The organism is Streptomyces sp. NPDC102451 (assembly GCF_044765485.1).
GTDB lineage: Bacteria > Actinomycetota > Actinomycetes > Streptomycetales > Streptomycetaceae > Streptomyces.
In genome coordinates this window covers 64,323-82,110 of record NZ_JBIWKD010000004.1, presented here as the reverse complement: position 1 = coordinate 82,110, position 17,788 = coordinate 64,323, and the positions used below count along the sequence as shown (strand labels likewise).

Here is a 17,788-nt window from a genome sequence, read left to right as displayed (position 1 = left end):
AGGGGGAACCGACCATGGCGTCCACAGCGGCGTACGGCACCTGGCCGTCACCGATCGACGCGGCGCTGACCGCGTCGCACGACGGCCGGCCGGAGTACGTCGGCACCGTCGGCGACGAGGTGTGGTGGACGGAACCGCGCCCGGCCGAGGGCGGACGCCGTGCCCTCCTGCGCCGGAGGGCCGACGGATCGACCCGGTCGGTGCTTCCCGAACCGTGGAACCCCCGCAGCCGCGTCATCGAGTACGGCGGGGTGCCATGGGCCGGTGCGGCACGTGCGGAGGGCGGACCCCTGGTCGTCTTCGTCCACTTCCCCGACCAGCGTCTGTACGCCTACGCGCCGGACGGGCCCGACGAACCGTGGCCGCTCACCCCGGTGTCGGGCCTCGGCGGTGGACTGCGCTGGGTGGACCCCCAGTTGCACCTCGGACACGGTGAAGTGTGGTGCGTGATGGAGGAGTTCACCGGCGAGTCGCCCACCGATGTGCGGCGCGTGATCGCGGCCGTACCGCTGGACGGATCGGCCGCCGACGACCGCGGCGCCGTACGCGAACTCACCGACGACGGGGACCGGTTCGTCACCGGGCCAAGGCTCTCGCACGACGGCCTGAGGGCCGCCTGGATCGCCTGGGACCATCCGCGGATGCCGTGGGACGGCACCGTCGTGAAGATGGCCGAGGTCACGGCGGACGGCGAATTCACCGGGATCCGGCCCCTGGTCGGTGACATCGACGAGTCGGTCGTCCAGGTGGAGTGGGACCGGGACGGATCGCTGGTCTTCGTCTCGGACGTCGGAGGCTGGTGGGAGCTCCAGCGGCTCAGGCCCGACGCCGTCGCCGGTGCGGTCGTGCCCAGCAGCCGCCTCTGTGCCGGGCGGAGCGAGGAGTTCGGCGGGCCGCTGTGGAAGATCGGCCTGCGCTGGTTCCAGCTCCTGGACAACGGGCTGATCGCCGTCATCCACGGCCGGGGCACCACCGCGCTCGGCGTGCTCGACCCCGAGACCGGTGAACTCTTCGACGCCGTGGGCCCCTGGACCGCGTGGGCGGAGACGCTCACCGTGCAGGACACCCGGGTCATCGGTATCGCGGCGAGCCCCCACACGTCGTACGAGGTGGTGGAGCTGGACACCGCCACGGGGCACACCCGGACGATCGGCGTCCCGCACCAGGACGCGGTCGACCCCGCCTACCACCCCGAACCGCAGATCCGCACCTTCACCGGACCGGCGGGCCGCGAGATCCACGCCCATGTGTACCCGCCGCGCCACCCCGACCGCACCGGTCCCGACGGTGAGCTGCCGCCCTACGTCATCTGGGCGCACGGCGGCCCCACCGGCCGCGCCCCGCTCGTACTCGACCTGGAGATCGCCTACTTCACCTCCCGGGGCATCGGCGTCGCGGAGGTGAACTACGGCGGCTCGACCGGCTACGGCCGCGCCTACCGTGAACGGCTCCGCGAACAGTGGGGCGTCGTCGACGTGGAGGACTGCGCCGCCGTCGCCCTGGGGCTGGCCGAGGAGGGCTCGGCCGACCGGGACCGGCTGGCGATCCGGGGCGGCAGCGCCGGTGGCTGGACCACCGCCGCCTCCCTCACGCAGACTGACGTGTACGCCTGCGGAGCGATCAGCTACCCGATCCTCGACCTGGAGGGCTGGGCGACCGGCGAGACCCACGACTTCGAGTCGCAGTACCTGGAATCGCTCGTGGGCCCGTACGCCGAGGTGCCCGAACGCTACCGGGAGCGCTCGCCCGTCCACCACACGGACGGGCTCACCGCCCCGTTCGTGCTGCTCCAGGGGCTCGACGACCCGATCTGCCCGCCCGTCCAGTGCGAGCGGTTCCTCGAAGCCACCGAGGGGCGCGGGATCCCGCACGCCTACCTCACGTTCGAGGGGGAGGGCCACGGCTTCCGGCGTGCCGACACCGTGCGGCGCGCGCTGGAGGCCGAACTCTCCCTGTACGCACAGACGTTCGGCATCGACCGTCCCGACGTGCCGCGGCTGGAGCTGAAGAAGTGACCCTGGAACCACTCGCCCGCCCGGCCCGGCTGCGGCCCGGCGCCAGGGTCGCGGTCGTCGCCCCCAGCGGACCGGTGCCCGCCGACCGGCTGGAGCGCGGCCTCGACCTGCTGCGCGGCTGGGACCTCGACCCCGTCGTCGCCCCCCACGTGCTCGACACGCATCCGGAACTGGACCACCTCGCGGGCACGGACGAGCACCGCGCCCGGGATCTCCAGGAGGCCTGGTGCGACCCGTCCGTGGATGCCGTGCTGTGCGCCAGGGGAGGGTACGGCGCCCACCGCATGGTCGATCTCCTCGACTGGCCCGCGATCCGGGCGGCCGGGCCCAAGGTGTTCGTCGGCTACAGCGACATCACCGTGCTGCACGAGGCCTTCGCCCTGCGGGCAGGGTTCTCCACGCTGCACGGCCCGATGGTCGCCACCGAGGTCTTCCTGAAGGACGAGGCCACCCGGCAGGCCCTGCGGTCCACCCTGTTCGAGCCGGAGTCGGTGCGGACCCTCGGGCTGGAAGCGGCGGCCGCGCTGGTCCCCGGCACGGCCCGGGGGATCACCTACGGCGGCTGCGCGAGTCTCCTCGCCGCCGACGCGGGCACCCCGCGGGCCCGGACCTCGGTCCGGGGCGGGCTGCTGGTGATCGAGGACACCGGGGAGGAGCCGTACCGGCTCGACGGCGTACTCACCCGGCTGCTGCGCATCGGCGCCCTCGACGGGATATCCGGGGTGGTGTGCGGCTCCTGGGAGGCCTGCGGACCCTACGAAGGGGTGCGGGCCGTGCTCGCCGACCGGCTCGGAGGTCTCGGGGTCCCGGTGGTCGAGGAGCTGGGCTTCGGCCACGGCCCCACGGCCCTGACGGTTCCGCTCGGCGTGCCGGCGGTGCTGGACGCTCCGGCCGACGGCGGCCGGTGCACGCTCACCTCCCAGGTCCCGGCGCTGGTCTGACGGTCCTTCACGGCAGGGCGCGGTCGCGCGCCGCCGTGAAACTCCGTTCCCGTACGTTGACATCGGTATGAGCTGTGTCACAGCATGGGGCGGGCCCGGTACTTACCGGTCGGTAATGAGTCCTCGGTGTGGAGGTCCATGTGTCGCGTGCTGTGCCCAGATTCCGCCGTCCGCTCACCTTGCTCGCCGGGGCGGCGCTGCTCGCCCCGCTCGCTCTGACCGGTGCCCCTCCGGCGTCGGCCGCCGACCGGTACACCGTCACCGCACTGGAGTTCACCGTGCGGGCCGGCGACCGGTCCTGCACGGTCGACGCCGATCTGTACCGGCCGGCCGGTGTCGACGCACAGCACCCGGCCCCGGCCGTCCTCGCCACCAACGGCTTCGGCGGCAGCAAGTCCGACGGCTCCACCGATGTCATCGGGAAGGCCTTCGCCGAGCGCGGCTACGTCGGACTCGTCTACTCGGGCCTGGGCTTCGGCAAGTCCGGCTGCCTCATCACGCTCGACGACCCCGCGATCGACGGCAAGGCGGCCTCCGGGCTCGTCGACTTCCTCGCCGGGACACGCGCGGCCGACGACGGCACCGAGGCCGACTACGTCACCACCGACGCACCGGGCGACCCGGTGGTCGGCATGATCGGCGGCTCGTACGGCGGAGCCATCCAGCTGGCGACCGCATCCACCGACCACCGGGTGGACGCGCTCGTTCCGCTGATCACCTGGAACGACCTGGCGTACTCGCTCGCCCCCAACGCCGCCGGAGCAGCCGCCGGCGTCTCGTCCGACACGCCCGGTGTCTTCAAGTGGCAGTGGACCAACGGCTTCTACCTGATGGGCGAGGCCCAGCCCCTGCTGGTACCGAGCCTCGACCCCTCGCGCTTCGGCAGCCTCCGCTGCCTGCACTTCGCCGCGCAGGCGTGCGACACCATCCGCCTGCTGAACTCCGGCCGCTACCCGGCCGCCGCGACCCAGCAGATGCTGACGTACGCGCGGAGCGTCTCACCGGCCTCCTACCTGTCCGGCGTCACCGCGCCCACGCTGCTCGTCCAGGGCCAGGCCGACAGCCTGTTCAACCTCAACGAGGCCACCGCCACCTACCGGGCGCTGGAGGCCCAGGGCACCACGACGAAGATGATCTGGCAGGCCTGGGGCCACAGCGGCGGCCAGGTGCCCGGTGAACTCGACCTGTCCACGGGCGATCTGGAGACCAGCTACGTCGGACAGCGCATCCTCGCCTGGTTCGACCGCTACCTCCACCACGACGAGAGCACCGCGACCGGCCCCGAGTTCGCCTACTACCGGGACTGGGCCAGCGGTTACGGCACCGCGGCCGCCGTGCCCGCCCTCTCCCGCACCATGTACCTCTCCGGCGACGGCGCCCTGGTGGACAGCCGCTCGAAGGTCACCCGCGGCAGCCGTCAGTACACCAACTGGCTCCTGCCGAGCAGCCACTCCGAGAGCTCCCTCGCCGGACTCATCGGGCTGCCCGACCCGAAGCCGTACGACACCAAGGGCACCTACCTCGGCTGGACCAGCGCCCCGCTGACCGCGCCGGTCGACGTCGTCGGCGCACCGAAGGCCACCCTGAAGGTCGTCTCCCCGAAGACGGAACGGGTCCAGAACAGCGGTGACGCCGCGGACAAGCTGGCCCTGTTCGCGAAGGTGTACGACGTGGCGCCCGACGGGACCCAGAAGCTGGTGAACCGCCTGGTCGCCCCGGTGCGCGTCCCCGATGTCACCCGCCCCTTCACCGTCGAGCTGCCGGGCATCGTGCACCGGTACGAGGCCGGGCACCGACTGCGGTTCGTGATCGCCGCGAGCGACACGGCGTACTTCGGCAACCGCGGCGTCAAGCCGGTCACCGTGGTCAGCGCCCCGCAGGACACCGGCGTCCTGGAGCTCCCTGTGATCGGCTGACCGTCACCCGTACGGCCCTGCTCCACACCTCCCCGGACCCGGGACCGAGAGATCCTGGGGTCCGGGGACCGCCGTTCCCGGCCCTCCACCAGGACCAGCGAAAGGGCCGCTCATGAGCCCCAAGGACGTATCCAGCGGCACGAGCGCCTTCACACCCGCCCGGATCGCCGTCACCCTACTGGCGGTGCTGGCGATCGTCTTCATCTGTGTGAACACCGACGAGGTCACGATCCGGGTGATCATCCCCAAGGTGACGATGCCGCTCTGGGCGGCGCTGCTGGGGGTCTTCCTGGCGGGTCTGCTCTGTGGCGCCTATCTGTTCCGCAGGCGCGCCCCCAAGTAACGGGGCGGGGAGCGTGCGGACCGTCGGTGTCGAGGAAGAGCTCTTGCTCGTCGACGCGGAGAGCGGGGAGCCCCGGGCGCTGTCTACAGCGGTGCTGGCCCTCGCGGAACGCCGCGCCGAGGGAGACTCCGTATTCGAGTCCGAACTGCACGACCAGCAGGTCGAGTTCGCCACCGAGCCGCGCGGCGTGATGGCGGACCTGGCGGAGGAGATCCGCCGATGGCGCGCGGAGGCGGCCCGCAGTGCGGCCGAGGCGGGCGCGGCCGTCGCGGCCCTGGCGACCTCACCGCTGCCGGTCAGCCCCTCCATCGGAGAGAGCGAACGGTACCGCTGGCTGGGGGAGCGCTTCGGTCTGACCGCACAGGAGCAGCTGACCTGCGGCTGCCATGTGCACGTATCGGTGGACTCGGACGAGGAGGGCGTCGCCGTGCTGGACCGGGTGCGGCCCTGGCTCCCGGTCCTGCTCGCGCTGAGCGCGAACTCCCCCTTCTGGCAGGGACGGGACACCTCGTACGACAGCTACCGCAGCAGGGTGTGGGGCCGCTGGCCGTCGGCGGGCCCGGTGGAACTGTTCGGCTCCGCGGACCGCTACCACGAGCAGGTACGGACGCTGATCGGCACAGGGGTCCTGCGCGACGAGGGAATGATCTACTTCGACGCACGGCTCTCGCACCGCTACCCCACCGTGGAGTTCAGGGTCGCGGACGTGTGCCTGGATCCGGCGGACCCCGTGCTGCTCGCCACGCTCGCGCGCGGTCTCGTCGAGACGGCCGCACGCGCCTGGCGGGCCGGCGGACCGCCGGACCCGGTGCCCGTGAGCGTGCTGCGCACGGCCGCCTGGCAGGCCGCCCGCGCGGGCGTGGCGGGCCGGCTGCTCCATCCGCTCACCCTGAACCCCGAGCCCGCCGAGGACGTCGTCCGCGCCCTGCTCACCCACGTGGGCGACGCACTGGAGGACAGCGGGGACCTCGCCCCGGCGGAGAAGGCGCTGCGCGCCGTGCTGAGGCGGGGGACCGGGGCCCGGACCCAGCGGGAGCTGCTCGCGGGCTCGGACAGTCTCCGTACCGTGGTCACCGAGTGCGTGGCCAGGACCCGGGGATGACTACCGCCGCGACGGTGCGCCCCTGCCGCCGGCCTCCGCGTCCACGACCGCCGCCAGCCGCCCCAGCATGGTGCGGTGCCTGAGCTGCAGCACCGCCTCCAGGGCGACGTTGTGCAAGGTGCCGCCGAGCCCCTGCAGCGGGTGCTCGTCGATCAGCACCAGCGTCTCGTCACCCCAGGGGCGGATGTCGAACGCGATGCGTGCGGTGCCCAGGAAGCCGCTGTACACCTCCAGTTCGAGGGCCCTCGGCCGTTCCAGACGGCGCACGGTCGTACGGCCACGGAAGTCCTTGGGCCCCAGGCGCAGGGTGTACTCGATGGAGGAGCCGACCTCGGGCCACCGCCCCTCCAGGAGGCGGGAGTCATGTGTTCCCACCACCCATTTCCCGTACTGCTCCGGTTGCTCCAGCACCGACCACAGAGCCGAGGGCGGGTGATGGATCAGCTGGTGGCGAATGGCCATGGACGCCTCCACACACGGGCGGCGGGCGGGTGGGTACGGCGGCGGAGTCACCAGCCATGCTACGCGTGACGCCCCGAGCCGCCACGCGTACGGCGAGCCCGTGGGCAGGCCGCCGGGGCGTCACCCGAACGGCCCAACCGGGCCGGTCCGTCCGATCGGCGGGCCGTCGCGCCCCCATGACCCGGGAGCCCGGTGCTCCGCGCGGAGTTCCTGTTCACGGCACACGCGGGCGGGCGGTAGAACGGATGGGCAACCTGCAGTCGAACCCACTCGGACGAGTGAGGAGAGGCACATGCGCGCACTGACCTGGCAAGGGCGGCGGGATGTCCGAGTGGAGACGGTCCCCGACCCGGTGATCAAGGATCCGACGGACATCATCGTCCGGATCACCTCCAGCGGAATCTGCGGATCGGACCTGCACCTGTACGAGGTGCTCGGCCCCTACCTCGAACCGGGTGACATCCTCGGGCACGAGCCGATGGGCGTGGTGGAGGAGACCGGCCGCGACGTGACCGCCGTCAAGCGAGGGGACCGCGTGGTGGTCCCGTTCAACGTCTCCTGCGGCGACTGCTTCATGTGCGACCAGGGACTCCAGTCGCAGTGCGAGACCACACAGGTCCGGGAGTTCGGGAGCGGCGCCGCCCTGTTCGGCTACACCAAGCTGTACGGGCAGGTGCCCGGCGGGCAGGCCGAGCTGCTGCGGGTCCCCTTCGGCAACACCCTGCCGGTCAAGGTCCCCGACGGCCCGCCCGACGACCGGTTCGTCTATCTGTCGGACGTCCTGCCGACCGCCTGGCAGGCCGTGGAGTACGCCGCCGTCCCACCCGGCGGCAGCCTCACCGTCCTGGGGCTCGGGCCGATCGGCGACATGGCGGCACGGATCGCCCTGCACCGCGGAGCCGGTCAGGTCATCGGCGTGGACCTGGTCTCCGACCGCCTGTACCGGGCCTCCGCACGGGGCGTGAAGACGCTGGACCTGCGGGAGTACGGCAAGAACCTGGGGAACGCCGTACGCGACCTCACCGACGGCCGCGGCACCGACGCGGTCATCGACGCCGTCGGCATGGAGGCGCACGGAGCGCCCGTGGCCAGGGCGGGACAGTGGGCCGTCGGCCTGCTGCCCGACCCCGCGGCGCGCGTGCTCATGGAGCGTGCGGGCATCGACCGTCTCGGCGCGCTGCTCGCCGCGATCGACCTGGTGCGCCGGGGAGGCACCGTGTCCGTCTCCGGCGTCTACGGCGGCGCGGTGGACCCGCTGCCCCTGCTCAAGATGTTCGACAAGCAGCTACAGCTGCGGATGGGGCAGGCCAACGTCAGGAACTGGGTGCCGGACATCCTGCCGCTGCTCGTCGACGACGATCCGCTCGGTGTGGACGGCTTCGCCACCCACCATCTGCCGCTGGCCGACGGGCCGAAGGCGTACGAGACCTTCCAGGAGAAGGCGGACGGCATGGTGAAGACCCTGCTCAGGCCGTAACCCCTCACTGCGGCAGCCGTCTTCGGCGCATGACGGAGACAACCGGCCTCCGGGGCGGCGAAGATGGGCCGCATGCGCACACGTGTGGTCCTCGACGCCCCCTCGAATCTCGGGCTGCGGCCCCCCGCCCCCGGCACCGTACCGGGCTGCTACAAGCTGGCCGGCGTGCTCCGCGAGCAGCGCATCGTGCAGCGGCTCGGAGCGCTGGAGGGCGGTGTCGTCGTACCGCCCCGCTACGACCGCGGCGACTGGCAGGAGGGCGACGGGATCTTCAACGCCGCGGCCATCGCCCGCTACACCCGCACCCTCGCCGACCGGATCGAGGGACACGTCAGGGCCGGCGAATTCCCGGTCGTCCTCGGCGGCGACTGCTCCATCCAGCTCGGCGCCACCCTCGCACTGCGCCGGATCGGCCGGTACGGACTCGCCGCGATCGACGGATCGGCGGACTTCCGGCACCCGGGCAACAGCGACCGGATCGGCGCGGCGGGCGGCGAGGAGCTGGCCCTCTCCACCGGCCGCGGGCAGGCGGATCTCACCGATCTGGAAGGGCTGGGGCCTTATCTGAGGGACGAGGACATCCGGCTCTTCGGCATGCGTGACCAGGACGAGGACCGCGCCGAGATGGCCGCGCTGAAGATCTCCAACGCGACGGTGGGGGAGATCAGGGAGTGGGGTCCTGCCGTCCTCGCCCGCGCCGTGGTGCAGTCCCTGGAGGTCCCCGAACTCGACGGCTTCTGGGTCCATCTCGACGCCGATGCGCTCGACCCGAGCGTGATGCCCGCCGTCGACAGCCCGGACGAGGGCGGCCTGTTCCCCGGTGAACTCGCCCCGCTGCTGCGCACGCTCGTCCGCTCACCGCGCTGCGTGGGGCTCAACGTCACGATCTACGACCCTGACCTGGACCCCGACGGCACGGCCGGCGCACTGCTCACCGACCTGGTCGTCGACGCCTTCGCCGAGGAGCCCACCGGCTGAGCACGTCAGGCCGGCACGTTCCGGTCGACGTACTCGAAGACCGAGCCGTCCGGGTGCAGGGCGATGAGGTTGCGGCCGGCGGGGGTGGGCACCGGGCCCGCGATGACCTTCGCGCCCACCCGCGTCAGCGCCGCGTGCGCCTCGTCGACGTCCTTGACCGCGATGGTCGCGGACACCTTGCGCAGCACCTCCAGCTGCGACTCGGGGCCACTCATCAGCAGGAAGCAGCCGATCGCGGCCACCGAGACCCCGCCGCGCTCGAAGCGCTGTGCCGGAGTGCTGGTCAGGCCCTCGTAGAAGGCCACCGCGGCCTCCAGGTCGTCGACACAGATACGCAGCGTGGTTCCCAGGATCTCCATGCCCACGAGGGTAGTTGCCGACCCCGCCGCATGTGATCGGTTCCCCGCCCCGCCCCCGAACACACCCGGTCACACCCGGCAGAGCACCTCGCCGTGGGGCACCATGAACCAGGCGTCGGGCTCCGCGCCCCACGTGTGCCAGGCCTCCGCGACCGCCGTCAGCTGTCCGGCGGTCGCGTGCCCGCCGTCCACGGCCAGCTCGGCGTACACCGACGCGGTCGTGCGGTCCGCCCACAGACCGCTCCACCAGGCGCGGTTCTCCGGGGTCGCGAAGCACCAGGCCGCGGCGGTCGGTGTGATGTCGGTGAAGCCCGCCTGCCGCGCCCAGGACAGCAGCCGGCGTCCGGCGTCGGGCTCGCCGCCGTTGGCCCGGGCCACCCGGCCGTACAGCTCCTGCCACTCATGCATCCCGGGCACCTCCGGGTACCAGGTCATGGCCGCGTAGTCGCTGTCGCGGGCCGCGACGACGCCGCCCGGCCGGCAGACCCGGCGCATCTCGCGCAGCGCCCGCACCGGATCGCTGACGTGCTGGAGCACCTGATGGGCGTGGACCACGTCGAAGGAGTCGTCGGGGAAGTCCAAGGAGTGGACATCCGCGGTGGCGAACTCCACGTTCTCCAGACCGCGTCCGGCCGCGTTCTCCGCCGCGCGCTCCAGGACGTCGCCGCTTGCGTCGACCCCGGTCACCCGGCCGGGCGCCACCAGTTCCGCGATGTCCGCGGTGATGGTGCCCGGCCCGCAGCCCACGTCCAGAACCGCCTGGCCCGGGCGGAGTTCACCGATCAGGTAGGCCGCCGAATTGGCGGCGGTCCGCCACTGGTGCGAACGCAGCACCGACTCGTGGTGGCCGTGGGTGTAGACAGCGGTTTCCTTCGGCATGGCCGTACGTCCTCTCTCGGACCTCAGTCGCAGGCGATGAGAACGACGGTACGCCGCGATGTCGGATTCTGAGATAGGCATCTCATTATGTGGTCGCCGTCAGATCGGCATCGGGCAGTACACCGTCAGTGCCTCGGGCAGCTTGTCGATCAGCAACTCCGTTCCGGAGTGGGCCACTTCACCGTCGTAGGCGTACGGAGTCCCCGGCGCGAGCCCGGCGATCCGCACCCTGCGACGCCGCACCGCCGCGTGGACGGGGGACCGGCTCAGCGGTCCCGCGACCGCCGCGGCCAGCAGTCGGAGCCCGGGGGTGCGGCCGCCGTGCACCACGCGTACGTCCAGCAGGCCGTCCGCGAGGTTGTGGCGGCGGCCCGGCGCAGGCCCCACCCGCTGGAACAGTCCGTTGCCCACGAAGAGTAGCCACAACGGCCGCCGCTTCCCCTGGAGTTCCGCGGTCAGGGGCCGTGAACCGCGCAGTGCCTCGAAGGCCGCGAGCACACCTGCGGGCCAGCCGCCGATCCGGGGTGACCAGTGCTCCCGGGTGCGCACGAGCTCCGGATACACCCCCAGGCTGAAGGCGTTGAGGAAGTACCCGTGCGCCCCGCCGGGCCCCTGCGGTCCCGGCCGGAAGCGGCCCAGGTCGACGCGGACCGCGTCGCCGGTGGTGAGCGCCGTCACCGTGTCGTGCACGGTCTCGATGCCGAGGTCGTACGCGAAGTGGTTGAGGGTGCCGCCGGGGAACACGGCGAGCGGCAGGCTGTGCGTCGCCGCCACGGCCGCCGCCATGTTGACCGTCCCGTCGCCCCCGCAGACCCCCAGGGCCTTGCCCTGCCGTGCCGCCTTCTCCAGGCAGCCCGGCAGATCTGCGGGCGCGCACTCGATCGTCTCCGCGAGCGGCAGCGCGTCGCGGATCACGGTCGCCGCCGCCGTCGCGGAGCCGGACTCCCGGTTGACGACCACCACCAGGTCCTGGCCGGCGGGCAGCGCCGGGGCCTCGGCCGGCGGCCGGCCCGGCGCGGGGAGCTGTCCACGGGTCGGCACGACGCCGCGCAGTGCGAACGCGGCCCCTATGCCGAGCGCCGCACCGGCCACCACATCGCTCGGGTAGTGGACCCCGGTGTAGACGCGGGAGGCGGCCACCGCCAACGCCACCGGGGCGACGACCGCGCCCCAGCCCTTCGACTCCAGGGTGACGCCGGTCGCGAAGGCCGCAGCGGAGGCCGCGTGCCCCGACGGGAAGGACGTGGTGAACGGCTGCCGCTTCAGCTGCCTGATGACCGGAACCAGATCCACTATCGGGCGCTCCCGGCGCACCGCTCCCTTGCCCACGGTGTTGATCGCGGCCGAGGCGACCGCCAGTGAGGCGACCCCGCGCAGCGCCGCCCTGCGGGACCGCGCACTGGAGCCCAGCGCCGCCATGCCCGCGGCGGCCCCGAACCACAGCAGCCCGTGATTGGCGCTGCGGCTCAACCGTGGCAGGACGTGCTCGGCGCCGGGCCAGTGTCTTTCGGCCACGCGCTGGAACGCGGCGAGATCGCGCTGGTGGAACCAGTCCCGCCAGCGTCCGGGAGAAGGGAGACTGCTCGTTGTCGACATGGGACAGCGAATACCCTGCGACCGGGCCGTGAACCAGGAGGCGCGCACGGCGCGCTCCACCGAATCCCGGCGGAATCGGATGGATGTGGTGAATTGCCCCCGTCCCGCCCGCTCCGTCGCGCCGAGGGCGTTGCCCGGACAAGTTCCCTGCCGTTAGCCTGCGTTCGTGATTCCGGTCATTGACCGGAGTGTCGAACGAGATTGGCGGGCGATCATGGGACGACTCGTCCCTGCGGTGACCAGGGCGCTGGATGTTCTCGAGCTCTTCCTCCAGGGCGAGGGGACCCTCTCCGCCCCTGAGGTCACGCGGAAGCTCCAACTGCCGAGGACCACGGTGCACGAACTGCTCACCACGCTTGCCGCGCGTTCCTACCTGGTGACGGTCCCGGAGCAGCCGGGCCGCTACCGGCTGGGCGTGCGCACGTACCAGCTCGGCAGCCGCTACGCCGAGAAGCTCGACCTCGCGGCCGAGGGACAGCAGGTGGCCCGTGAGGTCGCCGAGACGTGCGGCGAGACCGTCCACGTGGCCATCCTGGAGGACACGGAGGTCATCTACATCGCCAAGGTGGACTCCACCCATGCCGTCCGCATGGTCTCCGCCGCGGGCCGGAAGCTGCCCGCCCACTGCACCTCCGTCGGCAAGCTGCTGCTCGCCGCGCTCCCGGAGGCGGAGCTCGACAACCGCCTCGACGGACGTGAGCTCATCGCCATGACCGACAACAGCCTCACCGACGCCACGGAACTGCGGGCCGCGCTCGCCGTCGTCCGCAAGCGGGGCATCGCGGTGGAGCACCGGGAGTCGAACCCGGATGTGAGCTGCGTCGCCGCGCCCGTCCGGGACCGGTCCGGACGCGTCGTCGCCGCGCTCTCGATCTCGGTGCCGATGATCCGCTGGACCGAGGAGCGCGAGGCCGAACTCGCACAGCTCGCCGCGGGCGGCGCCGACGCGCTGTCGGGCCGGCTCGGACACCACAGGCCCCAGATATGAGGCCGGCCCTGGAGGTGGCCGTGCGGGAGCGGGCCGAGCTGGGCGAAGGCCCCACCTGGGACCCGGCCACCGGGCGGCTGATCTGGGTCGACATCCTCTCGGCCCGCGTCCACACCTACGACCCGTCGACCGGCCGTCGTACGGTCATGGCCACCGGCCAGCACGTCGGTGCGGCCAAACCCCGGGCCGGCGGCGGCCTCGTGGCCGTCCTGCGGGACGGCGTGGGGCTGTACGACGCCGACGGCGCCTTCTCCTGGCTGGTCCACGACCCGGTCCCCGGCCGGCGGGGCAACGACGCGGCCGTCGCACCGGACGGCGCGCTCTGGGCGGGCACCATGCGCTACGACGAGGCCGAGGGGGGCGGCACCCTGTCCCGGATCGCCCCGGACGGCACGGTGAGCCGCGTCCTGGACGCCGTGACGGTCAGCAACGGCACGGGCTGGAGCCCGGACGGCCGGCTCATGTACTACATAGACACCCCCGCACGGCGGATCGACGTCTTCGACGTGGACGGCGAGCACGTCCTGAACCGGCGCACCTTCGCCACCGTCGAGCAGGGCTCCGGATGGCCCGACGGGCTGACGGTGGACGCCGACGGCTGCGTCTGGGTCGCCTTCTGGGACGGCGCCGCGATCCGCCGGCACACCCCCGACGGCCGGCTGGACCGGGTCGTGGACCTGCCGGTCCGGCGCCCCACGGCGTGCGCGTTCGGCGGGCCCGGCTTCCGCGACCTGTACGTGTCCACCGCCCGGACGGGCCTGGACGCCCCCCATCCGCTGTCGGGCTCCCTGCTCGTGCTGCCGGACGCGGGGCAGGGCCTGCCGGGGGCACCGTTCGCCGGATGAGCGGGCGGGGGCCGGGGTGCGTATTTCCGGCACCTTCCTGAACCGGTGCGGGGGCGGACCCCGGGGAACCTCCGTATAAAGGGCCTGAGGGCGACGCAGGCGGAGGGAGGCCCGGGATGCACCCGAGCGAGCGGACGCGGCGCCGTACTCCCCAGGAGGACCACGGCCCCGTCCGGTACGGGCCGCCCGCCCCCGACCCAGGCCTCCCCGTGCTGCCCGAGCTCGCCGGCGTACTGGCCGCGTCGGCCGCACGGACCCGCCCCGAGCCGCCCGGTGGCGGAACGATCCTGCGGGAGGCGGCCTGCGCCTACTGGGAGCGGCGGGGACTGCACGGCGGGCCCGGGAGCATCGCCGCGGCCCCGGGCGCCCAGCCCCTCCTGCTCGCGCTGATCGCCGCGCACCGCGGCGACGTGCTCATGCCCCGGCCCTGCCCCGCCACCTGGATGCCGCAGGCGCGGCTGCTGGGCCGGCCCGCCTACCACGTGCCGACGCCCGCGGAGTGCGGCGGCATCCCCGACCCGTACGCCCTGCTGGAGACCGTGCGCAGGGTGCGGGCCGAGGGCGGCAGGCCCCGGCTGCTCCTGATCTCCGTCGTCGACGACCCCACCGCGACGCTCGCGCCGCCGGAACTGGTCCGCGAGGCGTGCGAGGCCGCCGTCTCCGAGGGGCTGCACATCGTCAGCGACGAGACCTGGCGCGACACCCTGCACCGGCCCCAGGACACCGTCCTCCTCAGCCCTGCCGAGATGTGCCCCGACGACGTCACGGTCCTGTCCGACCTGGCCGGAGCCCTCACCCCGTCAGCCTGGCCGGTCGCCGTCGCACGGTTCCCGGCCACGGCACGCGCCGCCGCGCGCCGCGCCAGGGTCCTAGACATCCTCACCGCGCTCGGCGCCCTCGTCGCGGAGCCGGTCGCCAGGGCCGCCGCCCACGCCTTGGGCGAGCCCGAGGCCGTCAGGGAGAGGATCCGGCAGGCGGCGCACCTCCAGGCCCACGTCGCCTCCGCCGCCCACCGCGCGGTACTCACCGTCGGGGCCCTGGCGAGGCCGCCGCAGGCCGGCCGCCATCTCTACGCCGATCTCGGACCGCTGCGCACCCGGCTGGCGGCCCGGGGGGTCACGGACTCCATGGAACTGGAGGAGTACCTGACGGAACGTCTCGGCGCCCCCGCTCCCGGCGGCCACCGCTTCGGGGACGAACTGGGGGCGCTGCGGGTGCGGCTGAGCACCGGACCGCTGCTCGGCTCAACCCCGGAGCAGCAGACGGAGTCCCTCACTGCGGTGGAGCCCTTGAAATTGCCCCATGTCGCCCGAGCACTCAGCATTTTCGCAGCAGCCCTCGATGAACTCCGATGACAGGAGCCTCTCGATGACGGAACAGACCGAGCGTCCGTTCGCCGGAGCCGGCCGCGCGCCCGCAGGCCCCGCCGTCGCCGCTCCTCGCCCCCTCGGCGAGCTCCGGAGCTGGCCCCGCAGTTTCGCCGACCGGCTCACCGCGCCGCTGCCGGGTGTCAGGGGCATGACCCGTCTGGCCAGGGAGCGCTCGCTGCGCCCCAACGCCGAGGGGCTCCGGGGCATCCACCGGCTGCCGTACGCCCCCCAGCCCCTGCCCGTCACGGACACGGACACCACGGCCGTGACCTGGGCCGGGCACGCCAGCTGGATCGTCCGCATCGGCGGACTCACCGTCCTCACCGACCCCGTCTGGTCGCGGCGCATCCTGGGCACCCCCGCCAGGATCACCCCCGTCGGCGTCCCCTGGGAGGCGCTGCCACCCGTCGACGCGGTCCTCATCAGCCACAACCACTACGACCATCTGGACGCCCCCACCCTCCGCAGGCTCCCCAGGGACACCCCGCTGCTCGTCCCCGCCGGTCTCGGCCGCTGGTGCCGGCGCCGTCGCTTCACCTGTGTCACCGAGCTCGACTGGTGGGAATCCGTGGAGCTTGGCGGCGTCCGCTTCGACTTCGTGCCCTCCCACCACTGGTCCAAGCGCACCCTCCTGGACACCTGCCGGTCCCTGTGGGGCGGCTGGGTCCTCGGCGACGCGCAGGGACGACAGCTCTACTTCGCGGGGGACACCGGCTACGGCCACTGGTTCAAGGAGATCGGCCGCCGCTACCCCGGCCTGGACCTGGCCATCCTGCCGATCGGGGCGTACGAACCGCGCTGGTGGCTCTCGGACGTACACACCGACCCCGAAGAGGCCGTGCAGGCGTACGGGGACCTCGGGGCCCGGGCGATGGCCCCCATGCACTGGGCGACGTTCCTGCTCTCCGCCGAACCCGTGCTCGAACCGCTGACCCGGCTCCGTACGGCCTGGCAGCGGGCCGGGTACCCGCGCGCCGACCTCTGGGACCTGCCGGTCGGCGCCTCACGCGTCATGGAAGCCTGACCGGTGACCGCTTCAGCCGGCCATGCGCGCCCGTACCCGCCGCCAGAGCGCGGGCGTCCCGCTGATCAGCAGCGTCAGGACTACCGCCGCGAGCACGCCCTCCCACGGCTCGGGGAACAGCGAACCGCCCAGGATCCCGATCAGCTGGTACGTCGCCGCCCAGGCCAGACACGCGGGCACATCACCACGGGCGAACTGCCGCAGCGGCATCTCGCCGAGCAGACAGGCCAGCATCACCGGTATCCGCCCGGCCGGTACCAGCCGGGACAGCACCAGCACCATCGTGTCGTGCTCGTCGAGCTTCCGCTGCGCCTGCTCCAGCCGCTCCGGAGCGGCCCTGCTGGTGATCGCCTCCAGCCACTTCGAACCGTTCTTGGACCGCACCCCGCGCTGCCCCAGCCAGTACAGGCAGATGTCCCCGAGGAACGCCGCGGCCGATGCCACGGCGAACACGATGAGCAGGGCGAACGGTGACGTCTGGTGCAACGTCACCACGGCCGCCGTACTCACCAGCGCCCCCGTCGGCACCACGGGCACCAGGGACCCCAGCGCCACGAGCAGGAACAACGTCGGGTAGCCGACGGCCTGCTGCGTCGACTCCGTCGGCAGCTGCCCCAGCACTTCCTCTATCACCTACGGGCCTCCGGCCTCACATGCTCGCCGTGCCCCAGCCGGTGCACCGCCACCTCCGGTGCCACCCGCGCCGCCTGCCGGACGAACTCGTCCCCCGGCGCATGGAACTCGTGCGGCTTGACCCCGTCCATCCCGATCGGCCAGTACGTGCCGTAGTGCACCGGCACCGCGGACCGCGGCTCCAGCAGCGTCAGCACCTGCGCGGCGCGGGCCGCGTCCAGATGGTGGTGGCCCAGGTTGGGCCCCCAGCCGCCGACCGGGAGCAGCGCCACGTCCACCGGCCCCACGGCATCGGCCATGCCCTCGAAGAGCCCGGTGTCCCCGGCGAAGTAGGTGCGGGCCTCGCCCTCGACGACGTATCCGAGAGCGGGCACCCGGCGCGGGCCCACCGGCAGCCGGCGACCGTCGTGCAGGGCCGGGACCGCGCGGACCAGGACCTCGCCGACCCGCACCACGTCCCCCGGGGCGACCTCGGCGATCCGCAGCCCGCGCGCCCGGCGCAGCAGCCGGAGGCCAGGGACGGCCCCCACGGCGCCACGGGGCACGATCAGCAGGCTGCCGGGGGCGAGACGGGCCAGGGAGGGGAGATGCAGATGGTCGGAGTGCAGGTGGGAGATCAGGACCGCGTCGGCGACCGCGGCCTCCGGCGGCGGTACCTCGCCCCGGCGCCGGCGCAGATGCGCGAAGCGGCGAGCGAACAGAGGGTCGGTCAGCACCCGGACCCCGGTGTCCTCGATCGTGCAGGTGGCATGACCCCACCAGGTGACCTCCACCGCCCTGCCTCCTCGTACGCGCCCCCGTCATCACCGTTCCCGTACGAGGGTATGCGGTCCGCGCCCTTCCCACGCCGGAGTGCTCCT

General features: G+C 73.0%; 17 protein-coding genes. 11 read left to right on the top strand and 6 right to left on the bottom strand.

Going from position 1 to position 17,788, the window contains the following annotated elements; genetic code table 11:
- Positions 1 to 14: 14 nt before the first annotated feature.
- The 5 genes from ACIRD8_RS10725 (at position 15) to ACIRD8_RS10705 (ending at position 6,317) form a co-directional block, all read left to right on the top strand.
- Positions 15 to 2,015 carry an LpqB family beta-propeller domain-containing protein gene (locus ACIRD8_RS10725; protein WP_403988858.1) on the top strand — a complete coding sequence of 667 codons (2,001 nt, stop codon included), beginning with the start codon at positions 15 to 17 and terminating at the stop codon, positions 2,013 to 2,015.
- Positions 2,012 to 2,956, top strand: a complete 945-nt coding sequence (locus tag ACIRD8_RS10720; protein WP_403988856.1) for an LD-carboxypeptidase — start codon at positions 2,012 to 2,014, stop codon at positions 2,954 to 2,956. The genes ACIRD8_RS10725 and ACIRD8_RS10720 overlap by 4 nt, the downstream gene beginning before the upstream one ends.
- Before the next feature lie 128 nt (positions 2,957 to 3,084).
- The gene (locus ACIRD8_RS10715; RefSeq protein ID WP_403988854.1) at positions 3,085 to 4,872 is read left to right on the top strand and encodes a CocE/NonD family hydrolase; all 1,788 of its coding nucleotides are present in this window, start codon (positions 3,085 to 3,087) and stop codon (positions 4,870 to 4,872) included.
- A gap of 112 nt (positions 4,873 to 4,984) precedes the next feature.
- Positions 4,985 to 5,215: a DUF1049 domain-containing protein gene (locus tag ACIRD8_RS10710; protein ID WP_403988852.1), complete on the top strand. Its 231-nt coding sequence runs from the start codon at positions 4,985 to 4,987 to the stop codon at positions 5,213 to 5,215.
- A 13-nt stretch (positions 5,216 to 5,228) separates the two neighbouring features.
- Complete coding sequence (locus ACIRD8_RS10705; RefSeq protein WP_403988850.1) at positions 5,229 to 6,317, top strand: glutamate--cysteine ligase; 1,089 nt, start codon at positions 5,229 to 5,231, stop codon at positions 6,315 to 6,317.
- Here ACIRD8_RS10705 and ACIRD8_RS10700 read toward each other — a convergent pair whose 3' ends face one another.
- Positions 6,318 to 6,779, bottom strand: coding sequence for an SRPBCC family protein (locus tag ACIRD8_RS10700; RefSeq protein WP_403988848.1), 462 nt, complete (start codon positions 6,777 to 6,779; stop codon positions 6,318 to 6,320). It lies immediately after the preceding gene.
- Positions 6,780 to 7,071: 292 nt separating this feature from the next.
- On the opposite strand from ACIRD8_RS10700, the gene ACIRD8_RS10695 reads away from it, so the two are divergent.
- Both ACIRD8_RS10695 and ACIRD8_RS10690 read left to right on the top strand, forming a co-directional pair.
- Positions 7,072 to 8,256: an alcohol dehydrogenase catalytic domain-containing protein gene (locus ACIRD8_RS10695; protein WP_403988846.1), complete on the top strand. Its 1,185-nt coding sequence runs from the start codon at positions 7,072 to 7,074 to the stop codon at positions 8,254 to 8,256.
- A gap of 72 nt (positions 8,257 to 8,328) precedes the next feature.
- Positions 8,329 to 9,234 carry an arginase family protein gene (locus ACIRD8_RS10690; RefSeq protein ID WP_403988844.1) on the top strand — a complete coding sequence of 302 codons (906 nt, stop codon included), beginning with the start codon at positions 8,329 to 8,331 and terminating at the stop codon, positions 9,232 to 9,234.
- A gap of 5 nt (positions 9,235 to 9,239) precedes the next feature.
- Here ACIRD8_RS10690 and ACIRD8_RS10685 read toward each other — a convergent pair whose 3' ends face one another.
- From ACIRD8_RS10685 to ACIRD8_RS10675, 3 genes are all read right to left on the bottom strand, one after another.
- Positions 9,240 to 9,593, bottom strand: coding sequence for a VOC family protein (locus ACIRD8_RS10685; protein WP_403988842.1), 354 nt, complete (start codon positions 9,591 to 9,593; stop codon positions 9,240 to 9,242).
- A 69-nt stretch (positions 9,594 to 9,662) separates the two neighbouring features.
- On the bottom strand, positions 9,663 to 10,472 hold the full coding sequence (locus ACIRD8_RS10680; RefSeq protein WP_403988840.1) for a methyltransferase domain-containing protein: 810 nt from the start codon (positions 10,470 to 10,472) through the stop codon (positions 9,663 to 9,665).
- Positions 10,473 to 10,571: 99 nt separating this feature from the next.
- The gene (locus tag ACIRD8_RS10675; protein ID WP_403988838.1) at positions 10,572 to 12,068 is read right to left on the bottom strand and encodes a bifunctional phosphatase PAP2/diacylglycerol kinase family protein; all 1,497 of its coding nucleotides are present in this window, start codon (positions 12,066 to 12,068) and stop codon (positions 10,572 to 10,574) included.
- A 214-nt stretch (positions 12,069 to 12,282) separates the two neighbouring features.
- Here ACIRD8_RS10675 and ACIRD8_RS10670 point away from each other — a divergent pair, with 214 nt between their 5' ends.
- The 4 genes from ACIRD8_RS10670 to ACIRD8_RS10655 all read left to right on the top strand — a co-directional run bounded on the left by ACIRD8_RS10670 (position 12,283) and on the right by ACIRD8_RS10655 (position 16,295).
- Entirely contained in the window at positions 12,283 to 13,056 is a 774-nt protein-coding gene (locus ACIRD8_RS10670) for an IclR family transcriptional regulator (protein ID WP_403988836.1), read from the top strand.
- The gene (locus ACIRD8_RS10665) at positions 13,053 to 13,901 is read left to right on the top strand and encodes an SMP-30/gluconolactonase/LRE family protein (protein WP_403988834.1); all 849 of its coding nucleotides are present in this window, start codon (positions 13,053 to 13,055) and stop codon (positions 13,899 to 13,901) included. The genes ACIRD8_RS10670 and ACIRD8_RS10665 overlap by 4 nt, the downstream gene beginning before the upstream one ends.
- A 116-nt stretch (positions 13,902 to 14,017) precedes the next feature.
- Positions 14,018 to 15,256 (top strand): aminotransferase class I/II-fold pyridoxal phosphate-dependent enzyme, encoded by a 1,239-nt coding sequence (locus ACIRD8_RS10660; RefSeq protein ID WP_403988832.1) that lies wholly within the window; start codon positions 14,018 to 14,020, stop codon positions 15,254 to 15,256.
- A gap of 13 nt (positions 15,257 to 15,269) precedes the next feature.
- The gene (locus tag ACIRD8_RS10655) at positions 15,270 to 16,295 is read left to right on the top strand and encodes an MBL fold metallo-hydrolase (protein ID WP_403988830.1); all 1,026 of its coding nucleotides are present in this window, start codon (positions 15,270 to 15,272) and stop codon (positions 16,293 to 16,295) included.
- A 12-nt stretch (positions 16,296 to 16,307) separates the two neighbouring features.
- Here the strand turns inward: ACIRD8_RS10655 and ACIRD8_RS10650 are convergent, their stop codons facing one another.
- Together ACIRD8_RS10650 and ACIRD8_RS10645 are read right to left on the bottom strand one after the other, a co-directional pair.
- On the bottom strand, positions 16,308 to 16,928 hold the full coding sequence (locus ACIRD8_RS10650) for a DedA family protein (protein ID WP_403988828.1): 621 nt from the start codon (positions 16,926 to 16,928) through the stop codon (positions 16,308 to 16,310).
- Positions 16,925 to 17,701 carry an MBL fold metallo-hydrolase gene (locus ACIRD8_RS10645; protein ID WP_403988826.1) on the bottom strand — a complete coding sequence of 259 codons (777 nt, stop codon included), beginning with the start codon at positions 17,699 to 17,701 and terminating at the stop codon, positions 16,925 to 16,927. Before ACIRD8_RS10645 ends, ACIRD8_RS10650 begins: the two co-directional genes overlap by 4 nt.
- Between the last annotated feature and the right edge of the window lie 87 nt (positions 17,702 to 17,788).